This window comes from Rhodopirellula islandica, from assembly GCF_001027925.1.
GTDB classification, from domain to species: domain Bacteria; phylum Planctomycetota; class Planctomycetia; order Pirellulales; family Pirellulaceae; genus Rhodopirellula; species Rhodopirellula islandica.
The window spans coordinates 185,301-211,665 of the sequence record NZ_LECT01000029.1 but is presented as its reverse complement, the minus strand read 5'-3'; the positions used below and the strand labels follow the sequence as shown (position 1 = coordinate 211,665).

Here is a 26,365-nt window from a genome sequence, read left to right as displayed (position 1 = left end):
CCTTCCGGGCTGGTTGTGGCGACGTCAACGATGCCGGGACGTTCACCCCGTGCCGCGTAGCGGTGCCGCAGGCGAGTCGCTCAGATCGTTGTAGTGGTGAGCAGTGCGTTCGACCGTGAAGCGAATTTGCTCTTCGCTGTGTTCGCTGGTGATGAAGAACCGCAGACGTGCCGCGGACTCATCCACCGCCGGGTACAAGATCGGCTGAACGTTGATCCCATCCTTCTTCAATCGATTGCTCAATCGCAGTGCGACGAGGCTGTTCCCCGTGATCACAGGAACCACCGGGGTCCCGCCACTGTCGCCGGTGTCCAAGCCTGCCTCACGGCATAGATTCAAGAACAGTTCGCTATTTTGACGCAGCCGATGAACTCGCTGGGGCTCGCGTTCCAGCACTTCCAAGGAAGCAATCGCGGCGGCAACTTGCCCAGGAGGCATGCCAACGCTGAACACAAACCCAGGGGCCGTGTAACGCAGCAATTCCACCAACGCTTCACTGCCCGCGATGTATCCACCGCACGAGGAGGCTGATTTACTGAGTGTGCCCATCCAGATGTCGACATCGCGAGCGTCGAAATCGAAGTGCTCCGCGATCCCATGACCGGTCTCGCCCATGGTTCCGAAGCTGTGAGCTTCATCGACCATCAGCATTGCCCGGTGACGCTTTTTCACCTCGACGAACTTCGGCACATCGGCGAAATCGCCGTCCATGCTGTAGACGCCTTCGATGATGATCAGCGTTCGACGGTACTGACCACGCAAAGCGGTCAGCATTTTGTCGAGCGCTTCGTAATCGTTGTGCGGGAACGGACGTCGTTTGGCACCCGACAACAATGCGCCTTGCACGATGCTGTTGTGCGAAAGTGCATCGTGCAGAATCAAATCGCCGGGACCAACCAGGTGCCCGATCGTGGTTTCGTTGGTGGAGTGACCGCCGACCATCGTGATCGAACTGTCGACCCCGACCCATTTCGCAATTTTGCGTTCGAGTTCGCCGTGAATCGGTTTCTCACCGCTGACCAAACGACTGGCTGAGACGCTGGTCCCATACTTTGCGATCGCATCCGAGGCGGCTTTGGAAACCTCGGGATGACCGCTCAGGCCCAAGTAGTTGTAACTGGCAAAACTGATCAACGTTTTGCCATCGACAATCGTTTTGTCGCCGACCACGCAGTCATGAACGGTGAAGTACGGGTTGGGCACACCCGTCAATTGCATTTGCCGCATCGTCGATTTCAAACGACGGTACTCAGCAAACTGCGTGACGTCGTCTTCCGGTTCGACCTGAGGCGTTTGCATGACACGAGCGAGCGGACCTTCGCCGTCCGTGCTGGCTTCGCCGTTGGCATTTGTGTTGACGAGGTCATCGTCACCATCTCGCTGCGTGTCGCCTCGCCCCGCCAAAAACTGCTCGGCGCGTCCGAGTGCACCGGCGGGCAAGTAACGTTCCACCGCCGTCGCGATTTGGCCGATCGTTTCGATTTCGTCCAGCACCTGTTCGGGGAACCGGCCCCCGAAAGTGCGTTCCAAGTTCCTGGCAATCTCGAGTCGTTCCAAACTATCGAGCCCCAAGTCCAGGACGATGTTGGTGTCGGGATGAATCGATCCTGCCCGTTCACCAGCGATCGCTCGGACGTGCGACACAATCGCTTCCGCAACCACGGGATCAGCGACCGAATCCAAACCGCCTGCGTCCGATGCGGCAGCGGCCTTCATCATGGTTTCGCCAGCCAAACCGGCGTTCTGAAGCGAAGACTCTTCGCCCCGAATCCACTGGGCGATGACCTTCAATTCTTTGTCGCGAACCGCATGCAAGCAGGCGTGACGTTGGATTTTCCCGCTGCTGGTTTTGGGCACCGAACTGTTTCGAACCAAATAAATCGCGTCAGGCGGTAGATCGTGATCTTCGGTCACCGCTCGGCGGATCGACTGCAAATGGTCGTCCCAATCCAAGTCTCGCTTGCGAACCGTTTCGGCCACAATGATCAGCTTTTCGCGTCCCGTCTCCGTTTCGTCACTGTCCGCGTTCATCGCGAACGCGGCGACGGACCCCGCCTGCACGACGTCGCTGGCGTGTTCCACGGTCGCTTCGATGTCCTGTGGATAACGATTGACGCCACGGACGATGATCATGTCTTTCAGGCGGCCGGACACATACAACTGCCCGCCGTACAAGAATCCAAGGTCGCCCGTTCGCAGGAACGGGCCTTCACCTTCCGAAGTCATGGCGGCAAAAGTTTTGGTCGATTGCTCGCGACGCTGCCAATAACCACGACCGACCGAAGGACTCTGAACCCAGATCTCGCCGATCGCATCGGGCGGCAGCGTTTGCCGCGTGTCAGGGTCCACAATCAGCACACGCTCGCTGGGCAAGACTCGGCCGCAACCAACCAGTTCTCGCGTTGCCCGTTTCGACGATCCGATCACCGTCTCCGCGTCGGTGCCAGGTTGCTCATCCTTGGCTGGGGACACCTCCACGGCGGGACGAACCGCCTTTTCATCGAGTGCAGGCCCGTCAAATTGCTGCAGAATGGGACGCGGGGCAATCGGACCACCAGTGACGATCAACGTCGTTTCCGCCATGCCGTAACACGGCAGGTGGGAACTGTGCCGGAATCCGTATTTTCCAAAACGTTGTGTGAATGCATCCAGCGTCGAGGAACGAACCGGCTCAGCCCCATTGAAGGCGATTTCCCAAGACGACAGGTCGATGCCTTCGAGTTCTTCGTCGCGAATTTTGTCGACACACAACTGATAAGCAAAGTTGGGGCCGCCGCTGATCGTGACCTGATGCCGCGAGATCGTTTGCAGCCAGCGACTCGGTCGCTGCAGGAACGCCATCGGGCTCATCAAAATGTTGTGGCGTCCGACAAACATCGGCATCAACACGCCGCCGACCAATCCCATGTCGTGGTAAGTCGGTAACCAAGACGCACCAATGATCGTCGATTGCGGTTCGAAACCGTGCAGAATCAACTCGCTGTTGGCGATCAGATTGGCCTGCGTCAGCATCACCCCCTTGGGCGATCCCGTCGAACCGGATGTGTATTGCAACACACCCAGCGCTTCGTTGCGAAGTTTGGGGCACCGCCAATGGGTTGCGTCACGTTTGCTGGGGACGTCGGTTCCCAGCAACTGCACGCCAACCAAGTCTTCGTGCAGTTCGTTGCCCGACAACTGATCCACCACCGACCGAGTGGACAGAGCCCAACGCGCATCAGCGTCGACGACAATCGAACGAATCCGAGAAGCCTTGCGGTTTCGACGCGGCGGATACGCCGGAACGGCAATCGCACCGGCCGCGTGGGTCGCGAACAATCCGATGACGAAATCCAGCCCCGGCGGGTAAAGCAGCAACACCCGGTCACCCGCACGGATGCCACAACGACCTTGCAGGTACCCAGCCAGTCCGCGGACCTCTTCCCACAATTCAGCGTAGGACAGCGTCTGGTCCGAGCCTTCCCCGTCGGTGAACGTGAAGGCGGGCGCATTCGGGCGCACCTGCACCCAGTGCCGCAAAACCGAGACAAAATGGTCGCGAGGAGGCGTTTCGTTTTTGAAATACTGTTGGAGGTCCACCAAATTCAACCTGTTGCAATGATGCCGTCGCAGAACAATCTCGTTCTCTCTTGACCGCACTCTTGGACGCTCCATGAACAGTCATTCGGTGCGGGGAGGCAATCAGTCATTGCCGCAATGATGCACCAACGGGGCTGATCGGCCAAGGGTGACCCCACACAGACGCTCCGGGCCATCCATGAGAGGGGGCCAAATTCACTGAGTTTCTCAGTTTGGATGTCAGTCCGCACGGCATCTCAAGATCGAGTTGCTACCCCGCTATGATGGCGTATTCGAGGTGTTCAACGCCACCTGACATTGGCGAAAAACAACCACGTTGTCTGCTAAGCGACCTTTCCGCTACACCAGACACCGCCTGCTCGCCTTTTTCCGATCCAACTTTCCCTTTGCAGATGAGTTTGCCAAACATGAAGGATTCCTACGATTGCGTGGTGATTGGTGGAGGCCCCGCCGGCTGTACTGCTGCTTCGATTGTCGCTGAATCCGGTGCCAGCACCCTGTTGATCGAACGAGATCCGGTGCCCCGGTTCCACGTCGGCGAATCGCTGATGCCAGAGTGCTACTGGCCACTGGAACGACTCGGTTTGATCGATCAAGTCAAACGATCGGGATGGCAGACGAAGAAAAGCGTCCAATTTGTCACTCACACGGGCAAAGAATCTGCCCCCTTCTTTTTTCGCGAACATGATGAACGGGAGTGCAGCACAACCTGGCAAGTCGAACGCAGCGAATTTGACAAAATGCTGTTTGACCGAGCCTCCGAACTGGGTGCCGACTGCCTCGACCAGACCCGATTGGTCGACGTCCACACCGAACCCGGCGAAAGCCCCGATCAACCGGTGGCCCGTGCCGTGGTCGTCCGAACCGCCGATGGCACCGAACGCACGATTCGCTGCCAAGTCGTCGTCGATGCGACGGGCCAACAGTCGTTCATGGCCGGAAAACTGGGGCTTCGAGAGATCAATCCGGATCTGAAGAAGGCTGCGATCTGGACGTATTACCGCGATGCGGTGCGGGGAGAAGGCGACAACGACGGCGCCACCATCATTCTGTACACAAAGTCGCGAGACTCATGGTTCTGGTTCATCCCACAATCCCGGGGAGTCACCAGTGTCGGATGCGTCGGTGACAACGACTTCCTGCTCAAGGGCCGTGGGACGCCCGAACAAGTTTTCGAGGAAGAACTGGCCCTGTGCCCCGGCCTGCAGCCACGACTGGCCAATGCCACTCGCGTGGCCAAGATCACCACGGCCAAAGAATTCAGCTACATGACCCGCCGCCACGCCGGCCCCGGCTGGGTGCTGATCGGTGACGCACTGGGTTTCATCGACCCGGTCTACTCTTCCGGAGTGTATTTCGCACTGGAAATGGGCGTGCGGGCCGGTGACGCAATCGTGGACGGTTTGAAAAAAGACGACCTGTCCGCCGAGCAACTTGGAAACTGGACCGAGGATTTCAAAGAAGGTGCGTCAAGGATTCGCGAACTCGTGCACGCTTTTTACAACAAAGATTTCAGCATCGGTCGATTCATGAAAGAACATCCCGAATACCGCGGCAATGTGACGGACTTGCTGATTGGGCGGGTCTTCCACGAAGATGCAGGCAAAATGTTCCCAGCCCTCGATCGTTCCATCGAAATGGCCCGGGCCAACGCCATGTCCAAATCGGATTCCATGGCTGACACCAAACCCATGTCGACTTAATGCCTCCATCTGAAACTGACACTGCCTCGCTCCTTCGCCCCGATGATTCCGGCCAATTGCCGCTGGAGTCCGTGATCGCCCATGATTTGGCGGGTCGCTACGAAGGCTTGATCTTCGACTGCGACGGAACGCTCACCAATTCGATGCCGCTGCACTACCTGGCGTGGCACGAAACGATGACGCGTCACGGGATCGAATTTCCTGAACCACGGTTCTACGCCATGGGGGGGATGCCCAGCGAAAAGATCATCGAGGTGCTGAGCTCGGAACAAGGGGTGACGATCGACGTCGACTTGGCGACCGAGGAAAAGGAAGCAGCTTTCATCGCTCGCATCCCCGAAGTCGAGCGTCTCGCCCACGTCATCGAAATCGCCGAACGCCACCTCCACCGCATCGCCATGTCCGTGGCCAGCGGCGGCATGCGAGACATCGTCGCGGATCAACTGCGAACCATCGGCGTCGCAGATTGGTTCCCCGTGTTGGTCGGCAGTGAAGACACGGAACTGCACAAACCGGAACCTGATGTGTTCTTGTGTGCTGCGGAACGAATGGGCATCGATCCCAAACGCTGCCTCGTCTTTGAAGACAGCCCACTGGGTTTCGAAGCGGCTCAACGAGCCGGCATGGACTGGGTGGACGTTCGCATCAACGCCTGACCACTTCGACGGTCATCCATTTCAAACGTCGTCCCGTTTCAGCCATCGGCCCGAACGCTCAACGACGTCGCGTGTCGAGGCGTCCATGGTCACAGTGCGGGCATCGCAATTTGCCAGCCCCTTTGCAGGTTGGGCAGCGTTTCTTTTTGACAACGGGGGCGTACACGTCGCCGGAGATCCGGGATGAGGAGACGACCTCCCGCTTGCGATAGCTCTGGGCTCCGTTCACACAGTTCGGACAATCTTGGTAGGCAGTGCCCATGCAAGCCACGCACCAGGTGTTTTCGATCATCAGTGATTCGCTCGGCCCAGTGCCATCAGCGACGTCGCTGAACAATCCATTTCCTGACTTCACGCCCCAGACAAACACCGGCACCACAGACGCTTTTGGATCGAATCGTTTCTCCAACGGCAGATCCTCGACACTGGTCAACGAGGTCGTCCGCACATTGCGATTGAACCAGGACCGAATCATCCGCGCACCAAAGGCTCGCCCACCGGTTTCCAATTCGTTCTTTGACATGGCAAAGACAATCCCGTGGACGGCTTTGTCGTCGCCCATCAATGGTCCGCCTCGGTTACCGCCCGTGGTTTCGTTGGAAACGTTTTGGACACCCTGACGATTCGGTTCGGTCGACACGCTCCCCAGAAATTCCTGCACACCTTCTTTGACTAGATTTTGCCCCGGGTCATAGCCGTAGAGTTTCAACTCAGAGGCCACACCGGGCGTGTCATCGGCGATGCAAAGCGGCGTCAGGTCCAAACCCGGAACGTGCAGCGCAGCCAACTCGGCATCCGATGAACCGGCGCGATGAGGTGTGATCCGAAACCGCGTGACCGATCCGACGGTCGTGTTGGTGCGGATCACGATCCCATTCCGCGCCGAAATCTTCGGGGCGGTCATCAAGCAATTCTTGCAGGTCAGTGTCTTGAAGATGCCGTGTTGATACGAACCCACGGTCAGCATCTTGGGGCCATCGGATTCTGTGTTGGTGATCACGTCGGTGGATGTCAGCACCATCCCGGGAGACACGACAAAGCCCGTCCCGATTGCCACCAACTCCATGAACACGCTGGGACTGTCCAGTCCCTCGATCTTGCGGTTTCCTGCGCCAGCCTCAATCGGAAGATCAAAATCCAGTGTGTAATACAGACTTTCCTTCAGATTCGGTTTGGACGTGCTGACGTCAGCGGACGCCAACGTGACCAGCAATTCGCTGCGAAGTCGCGGTGCCAACTCGATCAAACCTGACCGCTGAGAATCAGTTTGAGCCAGCAATTGCATGTTGTGTTCCAGCACCGCCGACACCACGTTGGAGGATTGGACCCCCGCGATGAACGACGATGCCGCTGGATTGGCTTCTTGCTGCTTGAGCGCCACCACACCCAAGTTGTTCCGAGCCGATGCCAAGGTCATTGAGTGGCGCCCCGCCATGACTTCTTGTTGAGCTTCGATGCGTTTGATCGCTTGCAACAACAACCGCTTGGAGAGCTCCAAGTTGTTCTCACCCTCGGAAAGACCAACGCCCGCCCAAATTCCTGCGTAGGGGCTTTCGGGGATCGCCTTGTGAATTTCCAGCAACAGTCGACTGACGGCCCCCGGACGTTCATACATGCCGGGCAGATGTTGGCGAATCATCTGAAACTGCTTCGCATCACGTTCGTTGTACCAAATCTGCATCGCCTGCAATCGCGACTCAGCGGTGAGGCTGTCCAGAGGAACCTCCACCGGCGATCGATTGCCTTCCATCTGCAGATAGAGCTTCGAATCATCGATTCGGAGCAACTCGGCATTCACGCTCGATCCCGCCGTGCTGTGCCACGTCACGGTTCCTTGAGATTGCCCCACCGAAGACCAGCCCAGCGTCATCAACGCTGAAAGAACGGCCAAACAAGCGGTTGGGAACGGTTGCAAACACATATCAACTGCCTCGTCAGGAGGGCACCGGAAAGCAAGCCACGCCCATTGCCGCGGGCACCCACTTGGAATTCAAATCGTTTTGCCTGGAAACATCGGTCCGGGAACCCCGCCAGGAATCTCTCTCAGGGGGACAAGCTACCCTCCCAAGCGAATTTTGCCAAATTGTGTTACCAAATTTTTCGCAAACGGACTCCCAACTCCGCTCGCCGCAGCGGCCAAGTCGCCTGTCTCAACCGCTCCGCGGCGGGACGAATGACCGTGACTCGCACGCCCAAGAAGTCGATGGACTAAAATCCTGACATGAGCAAGCCACCTGCGACCCGTTCGGCCCCAACTGACTGCCCCTCTCGATGGTCGTCCTCGGCGTCGTGGGTGCGGCCGATTGCTGTGTTGGCGGCGGTGGTGGTTGCGATCTCGACCGGGCGATCGACGAAATCCGATGCTGCTGACCCCACTCCGGTTTCCGCCCCCAGAATCCAGACGTTCTTGCAAGCTCATTGTTGGGACTGCCACGCCGACGGAGCATCCGAAGGTGGTCTCGACCTGGACACACTCGGTCAAACAATCACGGGAGCGGCTGATTTGTCCGCCTGGGTCCGCATTCACGATCGCGTCCAATCGGGCGAAATGCCGCCGCCAGATGCCACCACACTCAACGCGTCCGACCGCTCCGATTTCACAACCGCGTTGGCTGCGCCGCTGACGCAATATCACGCCGCCGAAAAAGGCACGGTCCTACGACGACTCAATCGCCGCGAATACGAGAACACGCTCAACGATTTGTTCGGCACCGCCCTCGAACTCGAATCACTGCTGCCCGCCGACGGACGCAGCCATGAATTCGACAACGTGGGAGAAACACTGGGGATCTCGATGGTCCACCTGGAACGCTACCTCGATGCCGCTGACCTGGTGCTGGACACCGCGATTGCGAAGACAGCCGAATCGCCTGAAACGCACACCATCGACACCCACTACGCCGAAACACGCGAAGCCGAAACACATCTGGGCAAGGTGTGGAAACAACTCGACGATGGTTCGGTCGTGTTCTACCAAGACTTCGGCTATCCCGATGGCATGCTTCGCACCACCAGTATCCCAGAATCCGGACGCTACCGAATTTCGATCACCGGGTACGCTCACCAAACGGACGAGAAGATTCCGTTTTATGTTGGTGCAAAAAGCTTCGCACGCGGGAGCGAACGGCCGACGCTGGGTTACTTCGACATGCCGCCGCTCGGTCCAAACGGCGAGATGACCACCATCGAATTGACCGCGCATCTGGAATATCGCTACATGCTGAACATCATTCCGTATGGCTTGGTGGTTCGCGATTACCACATTCGCAATGAAGGCGTGGACGGGTACACCGGGCCTGGTCTGGCGATCGCGAAGGTGCGTGTCGAAGGTCCCCTGCACGAGGAATTTCCTTCGCGTGGGCATCGTTTGATCTTCGACGGCTGGCAACGCAACGAGATCATGCCCAACCCGCCATCGAAGCGAGAAAAGTCGTGGTACAAACCCGAGTTCGAACTGACCAGCGACAACATCGCCGAGTCCTTGCGAGGCACGTTGCAACGAGTTGCCTCAACCGCCATGAGGCGTCCGGTCACCGACCAGGAGTTGCTGCCGTACATCGATCTGTTCCATGTGGAGCAGGAACGCGACGCGTCCACCGAAGAAGCCTTGCGAACTGCCGTCGCGGCAATCCTTTGCTCGCCAGACTTCCTGTACTTGCGTGAACCCGCCGGCGAACTGGACGACCATGCACTTGCGACTCGGTTGTCATATCTTTTCCATCGCACCACACCGGACGCAGACTTGTTGCGAGCCGCGGAACAGCACGAACTGACCCGCTCGACGGAATCATTGCTGCAGCACGCGAAGCGATTGGTCGACGATCCCCGGTTCGAACGATTCGTGGTCGACTTCACCGACGCTTGGCTGAACCTGCGAGACATTGACCAAACCAGCCCCGATCAACAACTGTTCCCCGAGTACGACACGTACCTGCGTGATAGCACGCTGGAAGAAACGCGTCGATTCTTTGCGACCTTGATTCGCGAAAATTTGCCGGTGACGAATTTGGTGAAGTCCGATTTCGCCATGCTGAACCAGCGTCTGGCCGATCACTACGGAATCGCAGGAGTCGACCATGCCGAGATCCGCCGTGTGCCACTGCCAGAGGATTCCGTCCGCGGCGGATTGCTCAGCCAAGCCAGCGTGCTGAAGGTGACCGCCAACGGCACCAACACCTCGCCAGTCGTTCGCGGCGTGTGGGTGACCGAACGCTTGCTCGGCGTGCACCCCGCCCCGCCTCCGCCAGGCATTTCCGGTGTCGAACCCGATATTCGTGGGGCCGCAACACTTCGTCAGCTTCTCGATCAACACCGCAACGAAGACTCTTGTCGCGCCTGCCACGCGTTGATTGACCCGCCCGGGTTCGCACTCGAGAGTTTCAATCCCATTGGCGGCTGGCGAGAACGTTACCGCAGCCTCGGCGAAGGCGAACGAGTCGACCTGCACATCAACAACCGACGGGTACAATATCGGTTGGGGCTGCCGGTTGATTCCAGCGGAGCGCTTCCTTCGGGTGAGTCCTTCGACGGTTTTGAAGCGTTTCGAGAATGCCTGCTGAAAGATCCCGATCAGCTCGCGAGATCATTGATCACCAAGTGGTTGACGTTTGCGACCGGTCGCGAAATGGGGTTCTCGGATCGCGCCGAGATTGAATCCCTGACACGTCAATCTGCTCAGCGGGGACATCGCCTTCGCACCCTGTTGGCCTTGGTCGTCGCCAGCGAAATCTTTCGAACCAAGTGACCATCGCATTCTCGCCAATCCCAACGCCGCCCACGTCATTCCCCAAGAAAACACCATGTTGATTCCGTCTCGGCCGATGTCTCGACGACGCTTGCTGCGATCCGCGGGTGGTGCTGCGTTGGCATTGCCGTTTCTGGAAGCGATGGGACCCTCGCTCGGCCAACGAGTCTTGGGCAATGATCCAGCCTCGGGTGTGGAATCGACGCCCAAACGGTTCGTCGCCATCTGCGCCTCCTTGGGTTTTCACGGCGGGCACTTGTTTCCTGATTCCACCGGCCGGGACTATGCAACCACGCCGTACTTGGAAAAGGTCCAGCAGCACCGGGAAGACTTCAGCCTGTTCTCCGGACTCTCTCACCCCGAACAAAATGGCAACAACGGGCACGCTTCAGAACTGACTTGGTTGACAGCGGCACGGCGTCCTGGATTGGCAGGTTTCCGCAACACGATCTCGCTCGATCAACTGATTGCGAATCAAATTGGGCTGAAGACACGCTTTCCGTTTTTGGCACTGACGACAGGTGGCCAATCGCTGTCGTGGACATCCAGCGGCGTCGAGATTCCCGCTCAGCATTCGCCTGCCAAACTTTTTGCAGCGATGTTCGTCGATGGCAAACCGCACGAAGTCGAGTCGGACCTCGATCGCCTTCGTCGTGGACGCAGCGTGCTCGACACGGTCGGCGCACGGGCCGATTCGCTCAAACGCGAACTCGGAATTCGCGACCAACAGAAACTGGACGAATACTTGCTCTCCGTCCGTGACCTAGAATCACGCCTGCAGCAGTCCGAGGGCTGGGTCCGGCGTCCCAAACCGGCTGTCGACGAACAACCACTGTCCGACATCAACGACAAAGCCCTCGCGATTGAGCGGCAGAAATTGATGTACCGGACGATTGCACTGGCACTGCAGACCGATTCCACTCGAACCATCACCTTCCAATTGGCCGGTCTGAATTCGGTCCCTCAAATCCCGGGGGTCCAAAGTGACTGGCACGGGTTGTCGCATCATGGAAAAGATCCCGAGAAGATCGCCGAATTGAAGCGAATCGAAGCGGCGGAATGGGAGGCCTTTGGTGAGTTCCTCGACCAACTGAAATCCATCCAAGAAAACGGTCAACCGCTGCTCGATCACACCGCCGTGATGTTTGGATCCAACCTGGGCAACGCCAGCGCCCACGACTGGCGAAACCTTCCCATCTTGCTCGCCGGCGGCGGTTACCGACACGGTGAGTACGTGGCCCATGACGCGGCCGACAACACGCCGCTGTGCAACCTGTACGTCGACCTCGCTCAACGCATGGGCGTCGAGATCGACACCTTTGGATCCAGCACCGCGGCCGGCATCACCGGCCTGGAATCCACCCTGTAGGGGACGAGACAACGTAGTGGACGAAGCAATGAGTCCCTTGCGTGGGGAAGGACTCGTTGCCTCGTCCACTACGGTTCACCTCCTCGGGAACTCAGCGACCAAGGTTCTTGTTCATGTTGGTCTTGTACTGTTCCACACCGGGTTGCCCGTAGGGATTGATGCCCAGCAAGCGACCTTCGATCACAGTTGCGATCATCAGCATTTGGAACAACTGCCCCAGCACGTGCGTGTCGATCTGAGGCAAGATGATGTCGGTCGTGGGACGCCCATCAGCGTGCAATGCATCGTTGGTTCCCTTGATCGCCGCCGCCATGATTTCTGGCAACGTTTTTTCAGCGATGTCGTTCAGCGTGTCTTGATTGCGTTCCGAGTGACCGACGGCCAACGAATCCGTCCGCTGCGATTCCACGATCACATTGTTGAAGACTTTGTCGTTGCGACCTTGTTGGTGCTGCTGGTGACGGCTGTGCAAATCGCGCGTGTTCAGTGTTGTCAGCGGCGTGACCCCCTTGCCATCTTTGCCATTGGATTCGGCCAGCAACTGGTCGTACCACATTCCCACCGACTCCAGCGCCTTGCTCCAAACGCTCATCACGCGAATCGATTTGTCGCGGTGTTGTGACAGCAGGTGGTTCACGGCCACGTATTGCATCACCACGTTGTCAGCATAGTCCGCGGTCTTGAAGTGCTCGTTCATTGCCACAGCACCTTCGAGCAACTTCATGCAGTCCAAACCGAGGAACGCAGCAGGGACCAATCCAACGGGCGACAGGACGCTGAAGCGGCCGCCGACTCCATCGGGCACGGTGAAGATTTCATCGCAACCAATGGCGGTTGCCAAATCGTGCAGTTTGCCGCTTTCGCCGGTCACCGGAACGACCAAACGCGACAACCATTCCTCGGACTCAGCCCCCAGTTCCGATTCCAAATTGGCCAGGAACTGACGGAACGCGACGGCGGTTTCCATCGTTCCACCACTCTTGCTGATCACAATGATCGCATGCCGTTTTTCGGCGTCGCTGTCCCCGTAACCGCCTGCTTGCACGCGTTGCAGCAGCGAGTCCGAAGCGTCGTTGTCGACGTTGTTGCCCTCGAAATACATCCGAGGTTTGCTGCCTCGAGCGGCGCGGCTCATTTCGTTGTGATACGGATCGCAACAGGCTTCCATCATCGCGCGAGCGCCCATGTAGGACCCGCCAATGCCCAAAACCACGGCTGCGTCAATTTGATCATGCAGCCCGTTGGCGACCTTGAAAATCCGTCCCAGCTCCGAGGCTTCGCGTTCTTTCGAGTAGGCCTCCAACATTTCTTCCGGCAACCAAAAGAAGCGTGCATCCAGTGGCTGCTTGTCAGCGGGGATGTCGCCCGATTCGTATTGCTTTTGATCGGTTTCGACCATCTCAGTGCGAAGGGTTTCCATCTGGCCCTTCAAAGAATCGATTTGCGACTGTGTGATCCCGTAGTCGTCGTTGATCGATCCGGAAGCGTCGAAACGGAGCAAGCTCATGATGGGGTCCGTGAAGAAAAGGGGAGAGGAATCTCAATGGTTGAACAGGATGAAATGACACCGCAGTGCCCACGAGCGACGATGATACTGGATCGCCCGTCGCTGGGCAGGGTGCGAGAGATTCGCAGCCCGTCGCACGTGATCATGACTGACGCGAAAAGAAAACGCTTGCGAGCACCCTGCGCCGAGAAGTAACATGGACAGCAGGCGGAGAAACAATCGCGAATGCGATGTGAGTCTGCCGCCACTTATCTTTTGGCAATTGCCTTTCATTTATTCTGGCGAGTCACTTCGAGATGATTCACTACACATGTGATCGATGTCGACAAGAAATTGACCCCACACAAAGCTCTCGATACACCATTGCGATCGAGGTACAAAAGTTGGAAGAGGAATGGAACGACGACGAAGCCGTGGATCACTTGGACGCTCTGCACCAAGCGATCGAGGCAGATGAAGCAGAAGATGAACTGGTCGAAATGATCGACCACGATCCTGCGTTGCCTCGCAACGAAAGCGACCCGGGGTGCTTTGCGGACGCGACCATCGAACTGCACGACGCTCCCATTTCAACCGGCGAAGTTGTCACGCAAACGTTCGACTTGTGCGAATCGTGCTACCGTCGCTACCGCAGCAACCCGCTGGGCCGCGAACGCAATCTCAAAATGCACTTCAGCAACAACTGAAACAGGTGGCGGTTTTGCTCCACTCCCAAATGGGTGCTTCGAAAAACCGCGTGAACAACAAGTGACGTAGCGGAAGGGCGCGAGCCCTCCGGTTCCTCACCGGCCGACTTGCGCAGCACCGCTAAGCAGGCAGGTGTCATCGGGTATGTGAGCCGCTTGGCGTTCGCCAAGGTTCCCACGCACAACCGGGGCGAACGCCCCAACGGCTCACGGGATGAACCCAATCGTTCCTGCCTACCTGCCAAATGGGTCGTCGCTCCCGCCCGTGGCAGGCGTGGTCGACTCGGATGGCAACACGTTTGACATGCCATCAGGGATTAACTCGGTGTCGACAACCAACCCCGTTAATTCAGACAGCGAGGATGGCAGGTCGCGGTCCATGCCAAGCTCATCGACCAACTCTCGCCGCTGCTTCGCAAGCTCTTGCATGCGTTGCTCACACTGAGCCATCCGGTTTTCAAGTTTGAGCAACTCCGTTTGATAACGCTGGATCACTTCCCGTGGGAACGCACTGCTGCCGCGTTGGCGAGTCAACTGATTCGACACCCGTTCCAATTCCGCCACCAAGTGTTTTCGCAGATTCAGCAACCCTTCCAACGTGCGGTCGGTGTCGTTGAGTTCGCGTCGATTTCCCAAAATGCGTTGCAGCATTTCGAGTTGCCCTTTCTCCCACTTGGCTTCGGCGACCCACCGTTCCAGGGTGCCCAAGGAGATCTCACCCCAGCGATTGGGGTCGTCCGCTGTATGCTGTTCCGTGGTCACGATTTCGCGAGATGCACCATCCGGCAGATTGACTCTCAGTCGGTGCCACGCGTCCGTTTTCTCAATCTCGATGTCCTGGTCTTCCAACGCCTGCCACTCGTACGGTGCCGGTGGCAAAGAGATCTCCAAGATCACGGTTCGATCATCTCCTGAACGGTTCAAAATGTCGTACTGCGTCTCGCGTTGATGCCGGCTCTGGATCGTGATCAGATGCAACTTCGGGTCAATCTGAATCGATTGCTGCTCGGAGGTGGTTTCGACTGGATGCGTCGTGACGCGAACGCCACCGTCCATCGCATAACCCACCAATCGTTTGACAGACGGTGCCAAGTCGGGAAGCACAAACTCGCCGAGGATCGATCGCATTTGCTCGCCAGCCAAAACACTGCCGGGGCCCGACGGTAGCAGTGCGGGAGTGTTGTTTACGATCTCGAGGCACAACAGCGTTGCCGTTGGATGATAGGACTGGCGATAAACGGACACGTCGTTGACCGACACCGGATCGATCAGCGTGTCCAACAAAGCCGTCTTGCCGTTCTCCAAACCAACCGATTCAAACTGCAACTCCAAGGTGCTGCCGGCGGGGGCGTCCGTGGTATCGTTCAACACCTGATTCAGCGAATCCCCGTAACCGGAGTCGCTTGCGAACAAATCCACCGATGCGTTGCCGCTGGCACGACCCGGCATTGCTCCAAACGCGCCACCTCCCATGCCACCTCCCATGCCACCTCCCATGCCACCTCCCATGCCACCTCCCATGCCACCTCCCATGCCACCTCCCATGCCACCTCCCATGTCACCTCCCATGTCACCTCCCATGTCACCTCCCATGTCCATTCCCATCATGTCCATGCCACCATCCATACCGATCGTCTCTTCGGGGATCCCTGGTCCTGCGAAATCGAGGTCGTCATAGGCTCGTCCCAACGATTCGCTGAACCGTGGCGCCATTGCAACTTGTCTTGATGGGCGTTGCAGTGATTCCAATCTGGCTCGCAGGACCGAGCGTAAATCCATCGTGAACAGGACAGGGCTGCCGTCGATCAAGCTCAACTCGACGCCTTCCCAATCAATCCCCGAAGTGTTTTCAACGATGCTGCGATGAATCAGCTGATCGCCTTCGATCCGGTAGCTGACTTTCCACATCGGGACCGAACGCATCAGCCCAACCCTGACCTCTCGTTCTGGGCCATCCCCGAACCGAAACTCGACCGCATGGGTGGCCAATTCCGCCGGGCGGGACTCCTGCTCCAACGCCTCCCGCAGTCGTGACTGAAAGCCCTGGTCCAAGGCTTCAATCGAAGCGAAGTCATCCACCCACATCGAACTCAGGCCCGTTCCGGTCAACACCGTCATGACTTCACGCTCGAGTCGTTGCTCATCGACGATCTCAGTGCGTTGCTCCACTGCGACCAGCGTGCCTTCGACCTTCTTGCCCGAATGCTCCGTCGCGACGATGCGTTGGCCTTTCATCGACACCAACAGATCACCCAGCGTCCGTGTATTCGGCAGTGTCTTGGTGGGTTGCACCGGGTCCGGCGGCGACACCATTCGAATCTCACTCGCCGCCGAGGGGTCCAGAATGCGCGACACCCGAACCGCTTCGTTCAGTTCAAATTCGCCGACCTCCACACGGAAGACGCCTGGTCCAGTGATCGTGCCGCGATATTCGAACCAGCCTTTCCCGGCGGCATGCAGCGTGACCGACCGAAGCGACAATTCGAGCTTTGGAATCTCTTGCTCGGCCGGTCTTTCGACCGATCGTTTGGGAGGTCGCTCATTCAACTCTTGAGCCGACAGCGGAAACGCAACAAGACACATCCACGAACCCAACAGGGCTCGCTTCCCAAAGAAGCCATACATGACTGATTTCCAGAAGAGTCGTAGAGAAGCCCGGACCGCGTCGGCGAGCGCCAACACACCCGACCTCGATTCTAAACCGAGGCAAGCAGCGAAACGCCAACAGCACAACGAATCAGAATCGATTTTCTTTGGGACTTCTTCGTTCGGAAATCAGCGTCAGCCGTTCGACTTGGACGCCGCTTCGCGTTTCAGTTCTTGGAACCGAGCCCGCATGGCCGCCAGCCGATCGGCATGAGCGGGATCGTTGACCAAATCATTTTCCTCATGCGGGTCTTCCGCAATGTGGAACAACTGCTCGCGATCGAATTCAGGCCAGTAGAAATACTTCCAGTCTTTTTGCACCAAGGCTTCCGAGGTCGGAATGAAATTCTTGTCGCGAATCGTGGGGTGCTCGTAAAAGAACTCGTCACGCCAATCGCCTTGCTCGGCGTCGCTGGCACCATACAAAACCGACATATCGCGGCCCTGCATGGAATCGGGCACGTCCGCACCAACGGCATTCAGAATCGTCGGAGCCAAATCAACACTCAACGTGAAATCATCATTGGTCGAACCATGTTTGTCCGCTGACATCCGCGGGTCGCGAATGATCAACGGCACGCGAATGCTTTCTTGGTGGGGGTACCATTTGTCCGCCAACCCATGCTCCGCGTGGTAATAACCGTTGTCGGTGGTGAAGATGACCAACGTGTTGTCGAGCACGCCCTGCTCTTCCAACTCCTTCAAAATCCGGCCACAGGTCGAGTCGACTTCCGTCGCCAGTCGGTAGTAGTTCTTCATCATGATCTGATACTTCTCCGGCGTGTCGAAACGCCAGTGATAGCGATTGCGTCCCTCGTTGCCTTCATTGGCGACGAATTTCGGCAAGCGATGAAAGGACTCGTCCGTCGCATTGGCCGGCACAGGAATCTCAACGTCCTGATAGAGCTGCATGCTTTCAGGTTGCGGCAAGAACTGCTGCGGATGTCCATCCTCGGCGTGCGTCGCAAAGAAGGCGACGGTCAAACAAAAGGGCTGATCCTTGGGGCGATTGCCGAGGAACTCCAGGGCATCGTTTTCATTTCGCTGCGTGACATGAACCTTTGATCCATCGGGCATCTTGAACCAGTGCCTGCCGTAATAAGAACGGCCAAAATCGAATTTCTCACCAGGGAATTTTCCGTTGTGCCATTTGCCAACGTGCCCGACGTAGTACCCGCTGTCTCGCAAGACACCAGGATAGGTTTGTTGCCAAGGTGTTTCGAAAGGTTTGAAGCCATCGCAACCATGCGACGACATCCATTGCCCGGTGAACAAACAAGCTCGACTGACTCCACAGATCGACGTCGTCACACAGTTCTGAGTGAATCGCATTCCCTCACCCGCCAACGCATCCAGCGTCGGCGTCTGCACCACCGGATTGCCAGCGACCCCCAGCGTGTCGTGACGCCAATCATCGGCGTACAGAACGACCACGTTCATCGGGGAATCCGAGGCATTTCCGGACGCAACCGTGGCTTTCGCGGAAGCATCCGGGGCATTTTCAGCAGCGAAGGCCTGGCTTCCAACGAATAAAGCGGCAAAAACGCTCAGGCAAAACGCTGGCGAAACGAGGCGGAACCAAACCTTTCGGAACCAACTTGCAATCATGATGTTTCAAACAGGAGGGAGTTTTCTTGGTGGGTGAAGACCACAGCTGTGGTCGGCCCAGATAGAGTAGCAGCTTTTCACAACAAAACTGCACTTTTGCGGCGATAACTTCCATGCGTCTCCAGTCCACTTTGCGATTCCCATTGGCCCGCCTGTTTCTCGTTTTCCTGGGCTCGGTCCTGGGTGTTTCCTTGTCGCTGGCGGAGACAAAACCGCATCCGAACGTCCTGATTCTGTATGCCGACGACCTCGGTTACGGCGACCTGAATGTGCAGAACGCCGACTCAAAAATACCCACGCCTCATCTGGATCAATTGGCTCGCCAGGGCATGCGTTTCACCGACGGTCATTCGTCCTCGGGAATCTGCACGCCCAGCCGATACGCGTTGCTGACCGGCCGCCATCACTGGCGTGACTTCCATGGCATCGTCAATGCGTTTGGCCAATCCGTTTTTGAACCCGAACAACTGACGCTGGCCGAGATGTTTCAACAACACGGTTACCAAACCGCTGCGATTGGAAAGTGGCACCTGGGATGGGACTGGGACGCGATCAAAAAACCCGACGCCAAACCGTTTGGCAACGGCCGAAAAAAGGGCTGGGGCCCCGAAGCGTTTGATTGGTCCCAATCAATTCCGGACGGCCCCCTGGCTCACGGATTCGATTCGTACTTCGGCGACACCGTGATCAACTTCCCTCCGTACTGCTGGATCGAAGACGACAAGGTCGTGAAAGCTCCCGACACGATCATGGACACCTCGAAGTGGAAACCGATCAAAGAAGGCAACTGGGAATGCCGTCCCGGTCCCATGACATCGGACTGGGATCCGTATCAAAACATCCCGTCCACCACCGAACGTGGTGTGCAGTTCATCCGCTCACAGAGTGCAACCGACCAACCATTCTTTCTGTACTTTGCGTTCCCAGCGCCCCACGCTCCGATCATCCCCAACGACGAGTTCGATGGACGATCCGGCGCGGGCCCCTACGGCGACTACGTCTGCGAAACCGATGATGCCTGCGGCAAACTGCTTCGTGCGTTGAAAGAATCGGGCCAAAGCGAGAACACGATCGTGATTTTCTCGGCCGACAACGGGCCCGAGAAATACGCTTACGTTCGCGACGAAAAATTCGACCACTGGTCGTCGCACCCTTTCCGTGGATTGAAACGCGATCTCTACGAAGGCGGCCACCACGTCCCATTTGTCGTTCATTGGCCAGGCCTCACCGCCACGGGAGCAACTTGCGACGCATTGGTATCACAGGTCGACGTGTTCGCGACCATGGCGGAAATGCTCGGTCATTCAATCCCAGATGGACAAGCCAAAGACTCACGCAGTTTGATGCCGCTCTTGAAAGACTCCCGGCAAACTCATCGTCAATCGCTGGTGCAAAACACTCGCGTTGATGAATACGCGTTGCGAGACGGCAAGTGGTTGTTGATCGATGCCAAAAGCGGCTACGTCAGTGGGCGAAACAAGGGCTGGGAATCTCGCCGCCAGATCCCCGCGGACGACAAGCAACCGCATGAACTGTACGACTTGTCGGTCGACATCGGCCAACGTGACAACGTCGCCGGTGAACATCCCGAAGTGGTCGAGCGAATGAAATCACTGCTTCAAACGATTCGCGAAGACGGCTATCCGGAATAGCATTGGCCCAGCGAGCCAACCGCCGTTTCACTCAGCGAGTTGGCGCAGCTTGTCTTGGGCCGCACCGGAATCGATCGCGTCCGCTGCCAATTGCACGCCTTCCGCGAGAGACGAGGCTCGCCCAACGAGACACAGAGCCGCGGCACAACCTGCCAGCACCGTGTCGCGTTGCGGCCCGGGACTGCCAGTGAAGAGGCTGCGAATGATCTCGGCTGATTCCGACGGGTCGGCAGCGGCCAGAGCGTTTTGATGCACGGGGGTCAAACCAAAATCAGCCGGCGTCCAAGTGTGGTTCTGCTGAGTGCCGGAGGCCACTTCGATGCACGAGGTTGCACCGTCGAGCGACACTTCGTCTTGCCCATCTTCGGCGTGCAAGACATAGCTCCGCTGCGTGTCCAGTTCCGCGAGCGCCGCTGCAATCTTGGCTTGAGTCTCAGGAGCCGCGGTTCCGAGCAATTGATGCGTCGCACCAGCGGGATTGCAAAGCGGTCCGAGCAAGTTGAACAGTGTCGGCACAGCAAGCTGGCGACGAACCGACACCACGTGCCGCATCGCCGGGTGCAACTTGGCCGCGAAACAAAAACAGATGCCGACATCGTTGAGGCGGCGCGATACCTGATCGGGTTCGGATTCAATTTTGACACCCAAGCATTCCAGCACATCCGCCGAGCCCGTCTTGCTGGTCGCGCGGCGATTGCCATGTTTGGCCACCGCGACTCCACATGCGGAAGCCAAGATCGCAACCGCAGTGGAAATATTGAAGGTCCCCGATCCGCTGCCGCCGGTGCCACACGTGTCCAGCAACACGTCGTGGTCATGATCAATTCGAGTCATGTGCTTCCGCATCGCTCGGGCCGCCCCGACCAGTTCGCTGACCGCCTCGCCCTTGTCACGCAGCGCCAGCAAAAGTTGGCCGACCGCATCTTCGTTTGCCGCACCTTGCAGCATCGCATCGATCAAGGCACCGGTTTGCTCCGCCGACAAATCATTGCCACCGCGAGCGTGGTCAATGGCATCCGTAAAGGTGAGCGAAGGATCAGTCGAAAAATCAGTCATCAGCCTGGCAAAACAAGAGCATCAAAGCGTGCTTTCGCAACGCGACTTGGGAGGGAATGCCCAAGTGTAGTCTGCCGCCACGATTCGAAGCGAGCCAGCCTGATTCCAGAGAAACCGGCGTCACTCCCTGAGCCTTTGCACACGACGCTGGATTTCTTCACGATTGATTGGGCGCGTCTCCGCCGGAAACACGTGAGAACTCCGGTACCAATCTGGTGAGTGAGACTCGGCAGTGGAAAAGATTTTTCCCACGTTGCCTCATCGTACCCATTCCCACTCCGCTCCGACGCGATTTGCAGAGAGAATCCGACCAGGGTCTCGCCCGGCCACCTGGAAGATCCTAGACTGATTGTTATGGCTAGAAAGATCATCATCGACTGCGACCCCGGAATCGACGACGCCATTGCTTTGACGATGGCTCTGTTTGATCCTCGACTCGACGTTGTCGCGATCACACCGACCGCGGGAACTGTCGACGCCGCTCAGGCGAACATCAATGCAATGGGAATCGTCACCCTGTTGGACCCTGCCCGGTACCCGCAACTGGGAACAGCGATCGCGCCCAGTGATCCACCGATGCAGGACGACAGTCATCTGAACGGGCCAGATGGTTTAGGGGGTTTCAACTTTCCTTCCGCAACTCGTCAAAACGATCATTCCAGTGACAAGTTGATGGCCGACTTGATTCGCCGGCATCCGGACGAAATCACGATCGTCTGCCTGGGACCGCTGACCAACCTGGCACGTCTTTGCAGAATGGACCCGGCCGTCCTGCCCTTGATCGACAAGGTCATCATCAGCGGGGGAGCGGTCTCGCATTGCGGCAACGCGACCGCGGTGTCCGAGATGAACTTCTTCTTTGATCCCTCCAGCGCCAAACAAGTCCTGGCTTCGGCGACGACCAAGAGTTTGGTTCCATTGGATGTGACCGACGCGGTCACCTTTGGGGTGGACTTGCTCGAAAAGCTGCCGCCCATCAGCACGCGTGCAGGAGCCTTGCTCCACAAAATCTTGCCCTACAAATTCCGTGTCTCGCACCAAAAACTGGGTCGCGAAGTCATTCCATTGCAAGACGCCACCACGTTGATCTCCGTCATCGAACCCGAGATGTTCCAGTGGGATGAGATGGCTGGCGACGTGGAAGTCAACGGCGACCTGACGCGTGGCATGACCGTGTTCGATCGCCGCTTGCGTCCAGAATGGAGTGTCAACATGGAAGTGGCTCGGCGAGCCAGCACGTCCGATGTTCGAGATGCGATCGTGCGAGGCATTCGCTACGCCGGCCAACAAACCCGCTAGGCAAACATCCACCCATGGAATGGATGCTGATGTCCTTGGTGTCCGCTGCTTTGCTCGGGGTCTATGACCTGGCAAAAAAGCTGGCGGCCCGCGACAACGCTGTGCCGATGGTTCTGTTCGCCAGCGCCTGTGTCGCCACGTCCATTTGGGGCCCGTTGTTGATCGTCCAACAATTTGCGGGCGACGCCTTTCCAATTGAGTTTCTCAAAGTTCAGCCTCTGACCTGGACCGACCATGGCAAACTCCTGGCCAAAAGCGTGTTGGTCGGAGCCTCGTGGACTCTGGCATTGTTCGCGCTCAAACATTTGCCGCTGTCCATTGCCGCGCCGATCCGGTCGACCAGTCCGGTGTGGACGATTGCCATCGCAATTGGTGTTCTGGGCGAACGGCCGACCCACCTGCAGTGGACCGGCATCGCAATCGTGATCGCTTCGTTTTGGCTGTTCTCCACGCTGGGCAAATCCGAAGGCATCGGCTTTGCGACCAATCGCTGGGTCGGCTGCATGTTGTTGGCCACGCTGCTGGGCTCCTTCAGCTCGATTTACGACAAATACCTGCTTCAAGGAGGCCGTTACAGTCCCGCGACGGTTCAGGCCTGGTTCACGATTTACATGCTTCCTGTGATGACACCCCTGGCTCTGCATTGGTGGATCTTCCAGCGTGGGAAGGCAACACCCTCAGAAGAAATTTCTCCGACCGCCCCGGTGGGCTCAAATGCCGGCAATCTCTCGGCGGAATTGAATTCCCTAAAAAATTCTGAAAAGGAGGAGACAAAACACTCCCCCGGGGCCCCTTTCTCAAAGGGAACCATCCACACACGGGCTGCGTCTCAATTCGAGTTCCGAACGGCGGTTTGGTGCATCAGCCCTCTGCTATTGGCGGCGGACATGGTCTATTTCACCGCGATGGCGAACCCCGAAGCCTTGGTTTCTGTCATTTCGACGCTGCGGAGATGCAGCGTCGTTGTCGCGTTAGTATTGGGCGCATCACGATTGGGTGAGGTGAATCTTCGTCGAAAAGCATTTTGTGTGGCGGGCATCCTAGTGGGTGCAGCCATGATTCTGTTGGGAAAGTAGACCCTACGATCACCATGATCGGTACATTCACCCCCCCTGTTATTTTTTAGCGTTCGACGAAACTGCAATCCTGAGTCAAGATAGACTTTGACGCTTAATGTAAAGCGTCCCAGCAACCCACCTGTCAGTTGCTGGTTTACGTTTGGTGACATGGAAGCCGCCGCGACGGTTAAGAATGGTATGCCTGCAACCACACGCTACGAACCTGTTCCGACGATCACTTATCTCGGAGAGCAATCCAGCCAATGCGATCCTAAATTGGTATCGCGTTACGATGAACTGACGCGTCGTCGTAAGATGAACTGGACCGGCCACTACAACCTTCGCCGGATGTTGGGCCGTGGCGGACAAGGCGAGGTCTACTTGACCGAGCACCGAGGCACCGACGGATTCACCGTTCCCGTTGCCATGAAGATCTTCTCGCCCGAGCGATTCCCGGATGCTCGGTCGTACGACGAAGCGATGCAACGAATCGCCTCGATCGCCGCTCGGATCGCTCTGATCCAGCACGACAATCTGCTCGACGTTCAGAACTTTTTTGAACGCGATCGCATCCGCGTGATGCTGATGGAATGGGTCGACGGATACGATCTCCGGCAACTGGTCATGCCGAAGTGCCTGGAATTGCTGCGTGATCACATCACGCCCAAGCGGTGGAAATACATCAACGATGTGATCATCACCGAAGGCCCCGAGCAATCTCGTTTCAAACCCGGCGTCGCCGTCGCCATCGTTCGCGAATGCTTGGCTGCTTTGGCGGCGCTGCACCGCGACGGCATCGTTCACGGGGATGTCAAACCCGCCAACATCATGCTGAAACGCAGTGGGCACGCGAAACTGATCGACATGGGATCGTCAATCGATTATCGCAACCCACCCAAGGATCGCGAATGCACGCCGTTGTATGCTGCTCCGGAAGTGCTCGACAACCTCGATGCAACGCCCCGCAGCGACTTGGCCAGCGTCGGCTACGTGTTGGTGGAACTGTTGTCGGGGTTCAACCCTTTCAACAACACCAAGAACCTGGGCGAATTGCTGCAAGCCAAACGCGAACTGCCAATGAATCTGGAACGGATTCTGCCCGAGGAAGTTCTGCGGAACGCGTTGTTGATGAATTTTTTACGCGGACTGATTGCCCCCGATCCAACCCTGCGATTCATTAGCGCTGAAGCAGCAGAACACGTGGAACAGGGTGCAGCGGCATTCCATCGCCAGCTCATCATTGGCAATATGTCGACAGAATACGACAATGACATTCGTTTGTGGTTGGAAGAGCTTCGCCGGTTGGAAAACGACTGACGGCTTCCGACCTTTCGGACCGCCTCCAACCAACCCCAAGACAGACTTCATGGACAATGCCCATTTGAGGCTGGCCGTTGACGCGGCGCGCGCCGGAGCCGCTGAATTGATGTCACGACGCATCGATCGCGTCGTGAGCGAGAAAGCTCCCAAAGACCTTGTCACCGACGCTGACCTCGCATCGCAAAAAGCGATCCGCGAAATGCTGACCCAGGCCTACCCGGAATACGCATTTGTTGGCGAAGAAGAGGGTGAAAACGATCCGCCCGCCAACGTCCGTGCTGGGGATCCAGACGCTCCCCCGTGCTGGGTCGTGGACCCGCTGGATGGAACGATCAACTTCGTTCATCGACTGCAGAGCTTTGCGGTTTCCATCGGACTGTACGCCGCTGGCAAAATGCGACTGGGTGTCATCTACGATCCCACGCGAGATGAAATGTTCACCGCAATCGATGGACAAGGCGCCCATTGCAACGGGCAAAAAATGTCCGCCAGCGGATGCACGGCGATGGACGAAAGCCTGGTTGCCTGCAGCTTTCGAGCGGGCGTGACCGCGGATTCCCCCGAGGTCACTCGGTTCGTGAAGGTGCTCGAAAAGTGTCGTTCGTTGCGACGCTTGGGTTCGTGCGCCCTCAACATGTGCTACGTCGCTGATGGACGACTCGATGGGTACTGGGCCACCAACGTCGCGGCCTGGGATTCCGCTGCCGGAACCGTCATCGCTCGTGAATCAGGTGCCGTCTTGGAAGGCTATGGCGGCGCGGAATTTGATGATTGGAACCCCAAGTTCTGCGTGTCGGCCACACCGGAACTGCAGTCGCTTCTGACCCAACAATTGAGCGACACATGATCATCGACCCCAATGACGTATCGATCAGCTCGGTCTATGAATCCATGGTCGCGCTGATCACACCTCGGCCGATTGCCTGGGTTTCGACTCTTTCACCGGACGGTGTCGCGAACCTTGCTCCGTACAGTTTCTTTGGCGGTGTGGGTGCCAACCCGCCGACGGTGATGTTCTGTCCGGTCAATCGGTTGGACGGAACCGCCAAGGACACGCTCGCCAATGTTCGCGCGAACGGCCAGTTCGTGGTGAACGTGGTCACGGAGGAATTTGCGGAATCCATGAAAGAAACGGCGGCGGACGTGCGGCCCGATGAAGACGAATTCGTCTTGACCGGTTTGCAAAAGGCACCTTCAGTCAAAGTCGATGTGCCTCGTGTGGCCGATGTTGTCGCCGCGATGGAATGTGAAATGTTGACCTCCATGCAATTGGGGCCCGGGCGGGGAGGTGCCAACTTGGTTGTCGGTCGCATCGTTTCTTTCTACGTCGCAGATTCCGTGACAGGAACGAATGGATTGCCAGATCCGGAAAGAATTTTCACGATCGGTCGAATGGGTGGTCCGAGATACACACGGACTCGGGACCGCTTCGAATGAAGCCCTTGGAGGTCCACGAGGGCGTTTCCTTGCGTGCTGCCCGAC

General features: G+C 57.6%; 17 protein-coding genes. 11 read left to right on the top strand and 6 right to left on the bottom strand.

From position 1 onward, the window contains the following. Positions 1-42: 42 nt before the first annotated feature. Positions 43-3,579: an aminotransferase class I/II-fold pyridoxal phosphate-dependent enzyme gene (locus RISK_RS15490; protein WP_047815272.1), complete on the bottom strand. Its 3,537-nt coding sequence runs from the start codon at positions 3,577-3,579 to the stop codon at positions 43-45. A gap of 392 nt (positions 3,580-3,971) precedes the next feature. Here RISK_RS15490 and RISK_RS15485 point away from each other — a divergent pair, with 392 nt between their 5' ends. Both RISK_RS15485 and RISK_RS15480 read left to right on the top strand, forming a co-directional pair. Continuing rightward, positions 3,972-5,282: an NAD(P)/FAD-dependent oxidoreductase gene (locus RISK_RS15485; RefSeq protein ID WP_047815202.1), complete on the top strand. Its 1,311-nt coding sequence runs from the start codon at positions 3,972-3,974 to the stop codon at positions 5,280-5,282. Beyond that, on the top strand, positions 5,282-5,938 hold the full coding sequence (locus RISK_RS15480; protein WP_047815201.1) for an HAD family hydrolase: 657 nt from the start codon (positions 5,282-5,284) through the stop codon (positions 5,936-5,938). The genes RISK_RS15485 and RISK_RS15480 overlap by 1 nt, the downstream gene beginning before the upstream one ends. Positions 5,939-5,996: 58 nt before the next feature. On the opposite strand, the gene RISK_RS15475 is transcribed toward RISK_RS15480, so the two are convergent. Next, positions 5,997-7,859, bottom strand: a complete 1,863-nt coding sequence (locus tag RISK_RS15475; protein WP_236696348.1) for a peptidase — start codon at positions 7,857-7,859, stop codon at positions 5,997-5,999. 300 nt (positions 7,860-8,159) lie between these two features. Between RISK_RS15475 and RISK_RS15470 the strand changes: the two genes are divergently transcribed. Both RISK_RS15470 and RISK_RS15465 read left to right on the top strand, forming a co-directional pair. Then, entirely contained in the window at positions 8,160-10,682 is a 2,523-nt protein-coding gene (locus RISK_RS15470; protein WP_102017598.1) for a DUF1592 domain-containing protein, read from the top strand. 55 nt (positions 10,683-10,737) lie between these two features. Beyond that, positions 10,738-12,051 carry a DUF1552 domain-containing protein gene (locus tag RISK_RS15465; protein WP_047815199.1) on the top strand — a complete coding sequence of 438 codons (1,314 nt, stop codon included), beginning with the start codon at positions 10,738-10,740 and terminating at the stop codon, positions 12,049-12,051. 91 nt (positions 12,052-12,142) lie between these two features. Here the strand turns inward: RISK_RS15465 and RISK_RS15460 are convergent, their stop codons facing one another. After that, a complete protein-coding gene (locus tag RISK_RS15460) occupies positions 12,143-13,558 on the bottom strand; it encodes a glucose-6-phosphate isomerase (RefSeq protein ID WP_047815198.1) in 1,416 nt (471 codons plus the stop codon). A gap of 296 nt (positions 13,559-13,854) precedes the next feature. Between RISK_RS15460 and RISK_RS15455 the strand changes: the two genes are divergently transcribed. Further along, the gene (locus RISK_RS15455) at positions 13,855-14,244 is read left to right on the top strand and encodes a hypothetical protein (protein ID WP_236696347.1); all 390 of its coding nucleotides are present in this window, start codon (positions 13,855-13,857) and stop codon (positions 14,242-14,244) included. Between the two features lie 234 nt (positions 14,245-14,478). On the opposite strand, the gene RISK_RS15450 is transcribed toward RISK_RS15455, so the two are convergent. Both RISK_RS15450 and RISK_RS15445 read right to left on the bottom strand, forming a co-directional pair. Then, on the bottom strand, positions 14,479-16,869 hold the full coding sequence (locus tag RISK_RS15450; RefSeq protein WP_047815269.1) for a hypothetical protein: 2,391 nt from the start codon (positions 16,867-16,869) through the stop codon (positions 14,479-14,481). Positions 16,870-17,025: 156 nt separating this feature from the next. Beyond that, complete coding sequence (locus tag RISK_RS15445) at positions 17,026-18,498, bottom strand: sulfatase family protein (RefSeq protein WP_047815197.1); 1,473 nt, start codon at positions 18,496-18,498, stop codon at positions 17,026-17,028. A 113-nt stretch (positions 18,499-18,611) separates the two neighbouring features. Here RISK_RS15445 and RISK_RS15440 point away from each other — a divergent pair, with 113 nt between their 5' ends. Further along, positions 18,612-20,150 (top strand): sulfatase family protein, encoded by a 1,539-nt coding sequence (locus RISK_RS15440; protein ID WP_047815196.1) that lies wholly within the window; start codon positions 18,612-18,614, stop codon positions 20,148-20,150. Between the two features lie 27 nt (positions 20,151-20,177). Here RISK_RS15440 and trpD read toward each other — a convergent pair whose 3' ends face one another. Next, the gene (gene trpD / locus RISK_RS15435; protein ID WP_047815195.1) at positions 20,178-21,206 is read right to left on the bottom strand and encodes an anthranilate phosphoribosyltransferase; all 1,029 of its coding nucleotides are present in this window, start codon (positions 21,204-21,206) and stop codon (positions 20,178-20,180) included. A gap of 354 nt (positions 21,207-21,560) precedes the next feature. Here trpD and RISK_RS15430 point away from each other — a divergent pair, with 354 nt between their 5' ends. From RISK_RS15430 to RISK_RS15410, 5 genes are all read left to right on the top strand, one after another. Then, a complete protein-coding gene (locus RISK_RS15430) occupies positions 21,561-22,505 on the top strand; it encodes a nucleoside hydrolase (RefSeq protein ID WP_047815194.1) in 945 nt (314 codons plus the stop codon). Positions 22,506-22,519: 14 nt separating this feature from the next. Then, complete coding sequence (locus tag RISK_RS15425) at positions 22,520-23,581, top strand: EamA family transporter (RefSeq protein WP_047815193.1); 1,062 nt, start codon at positions 22,520-22,522, stop codon at positions 23,579-23,581. Positions 23,582-23,761: 180 nt separating this feature from the next. Continuing rightward, on the top strand, positions 23,762-24,880 hold the full coding sequence (locus RISK_RS15420) for a serine/threonine-protein kinase (RefSeq protein ID WP_047815268.1): 1,119 nt from the start codon (positions 23,762-23,764) through the stop codon (positions 24,878-24,880). A 49-nt stretch (positions 24,881-24,929) separates the two neighbouring features. Then, a complete protein-coding gene (locus RISK_RS15415; RefSeq protein ID WP_047815192.1) occupies positions 24,930-25,730 on the top strand; it encodes an inositol monophosphatase family protein in 801 nt (266 codons plus the stop codon). Continuing rightward, positions 25,727-26,320, top strand: a complete 594-nt coding sequence (locus RISK_RS15410; RefSeq protein ID WP_047815191.1) for a flavin reductase family protein — start codon at positions 25,727-25,729, stop codon at positions 26,318-26,320. Before RISK_RS15415 ends, RISK_RS15410 begins: the two co-directional genes overlap by 4 nt. The last annotated feature ends 45 nt before the right edge of the window (positions 26,321-26,365 follow it).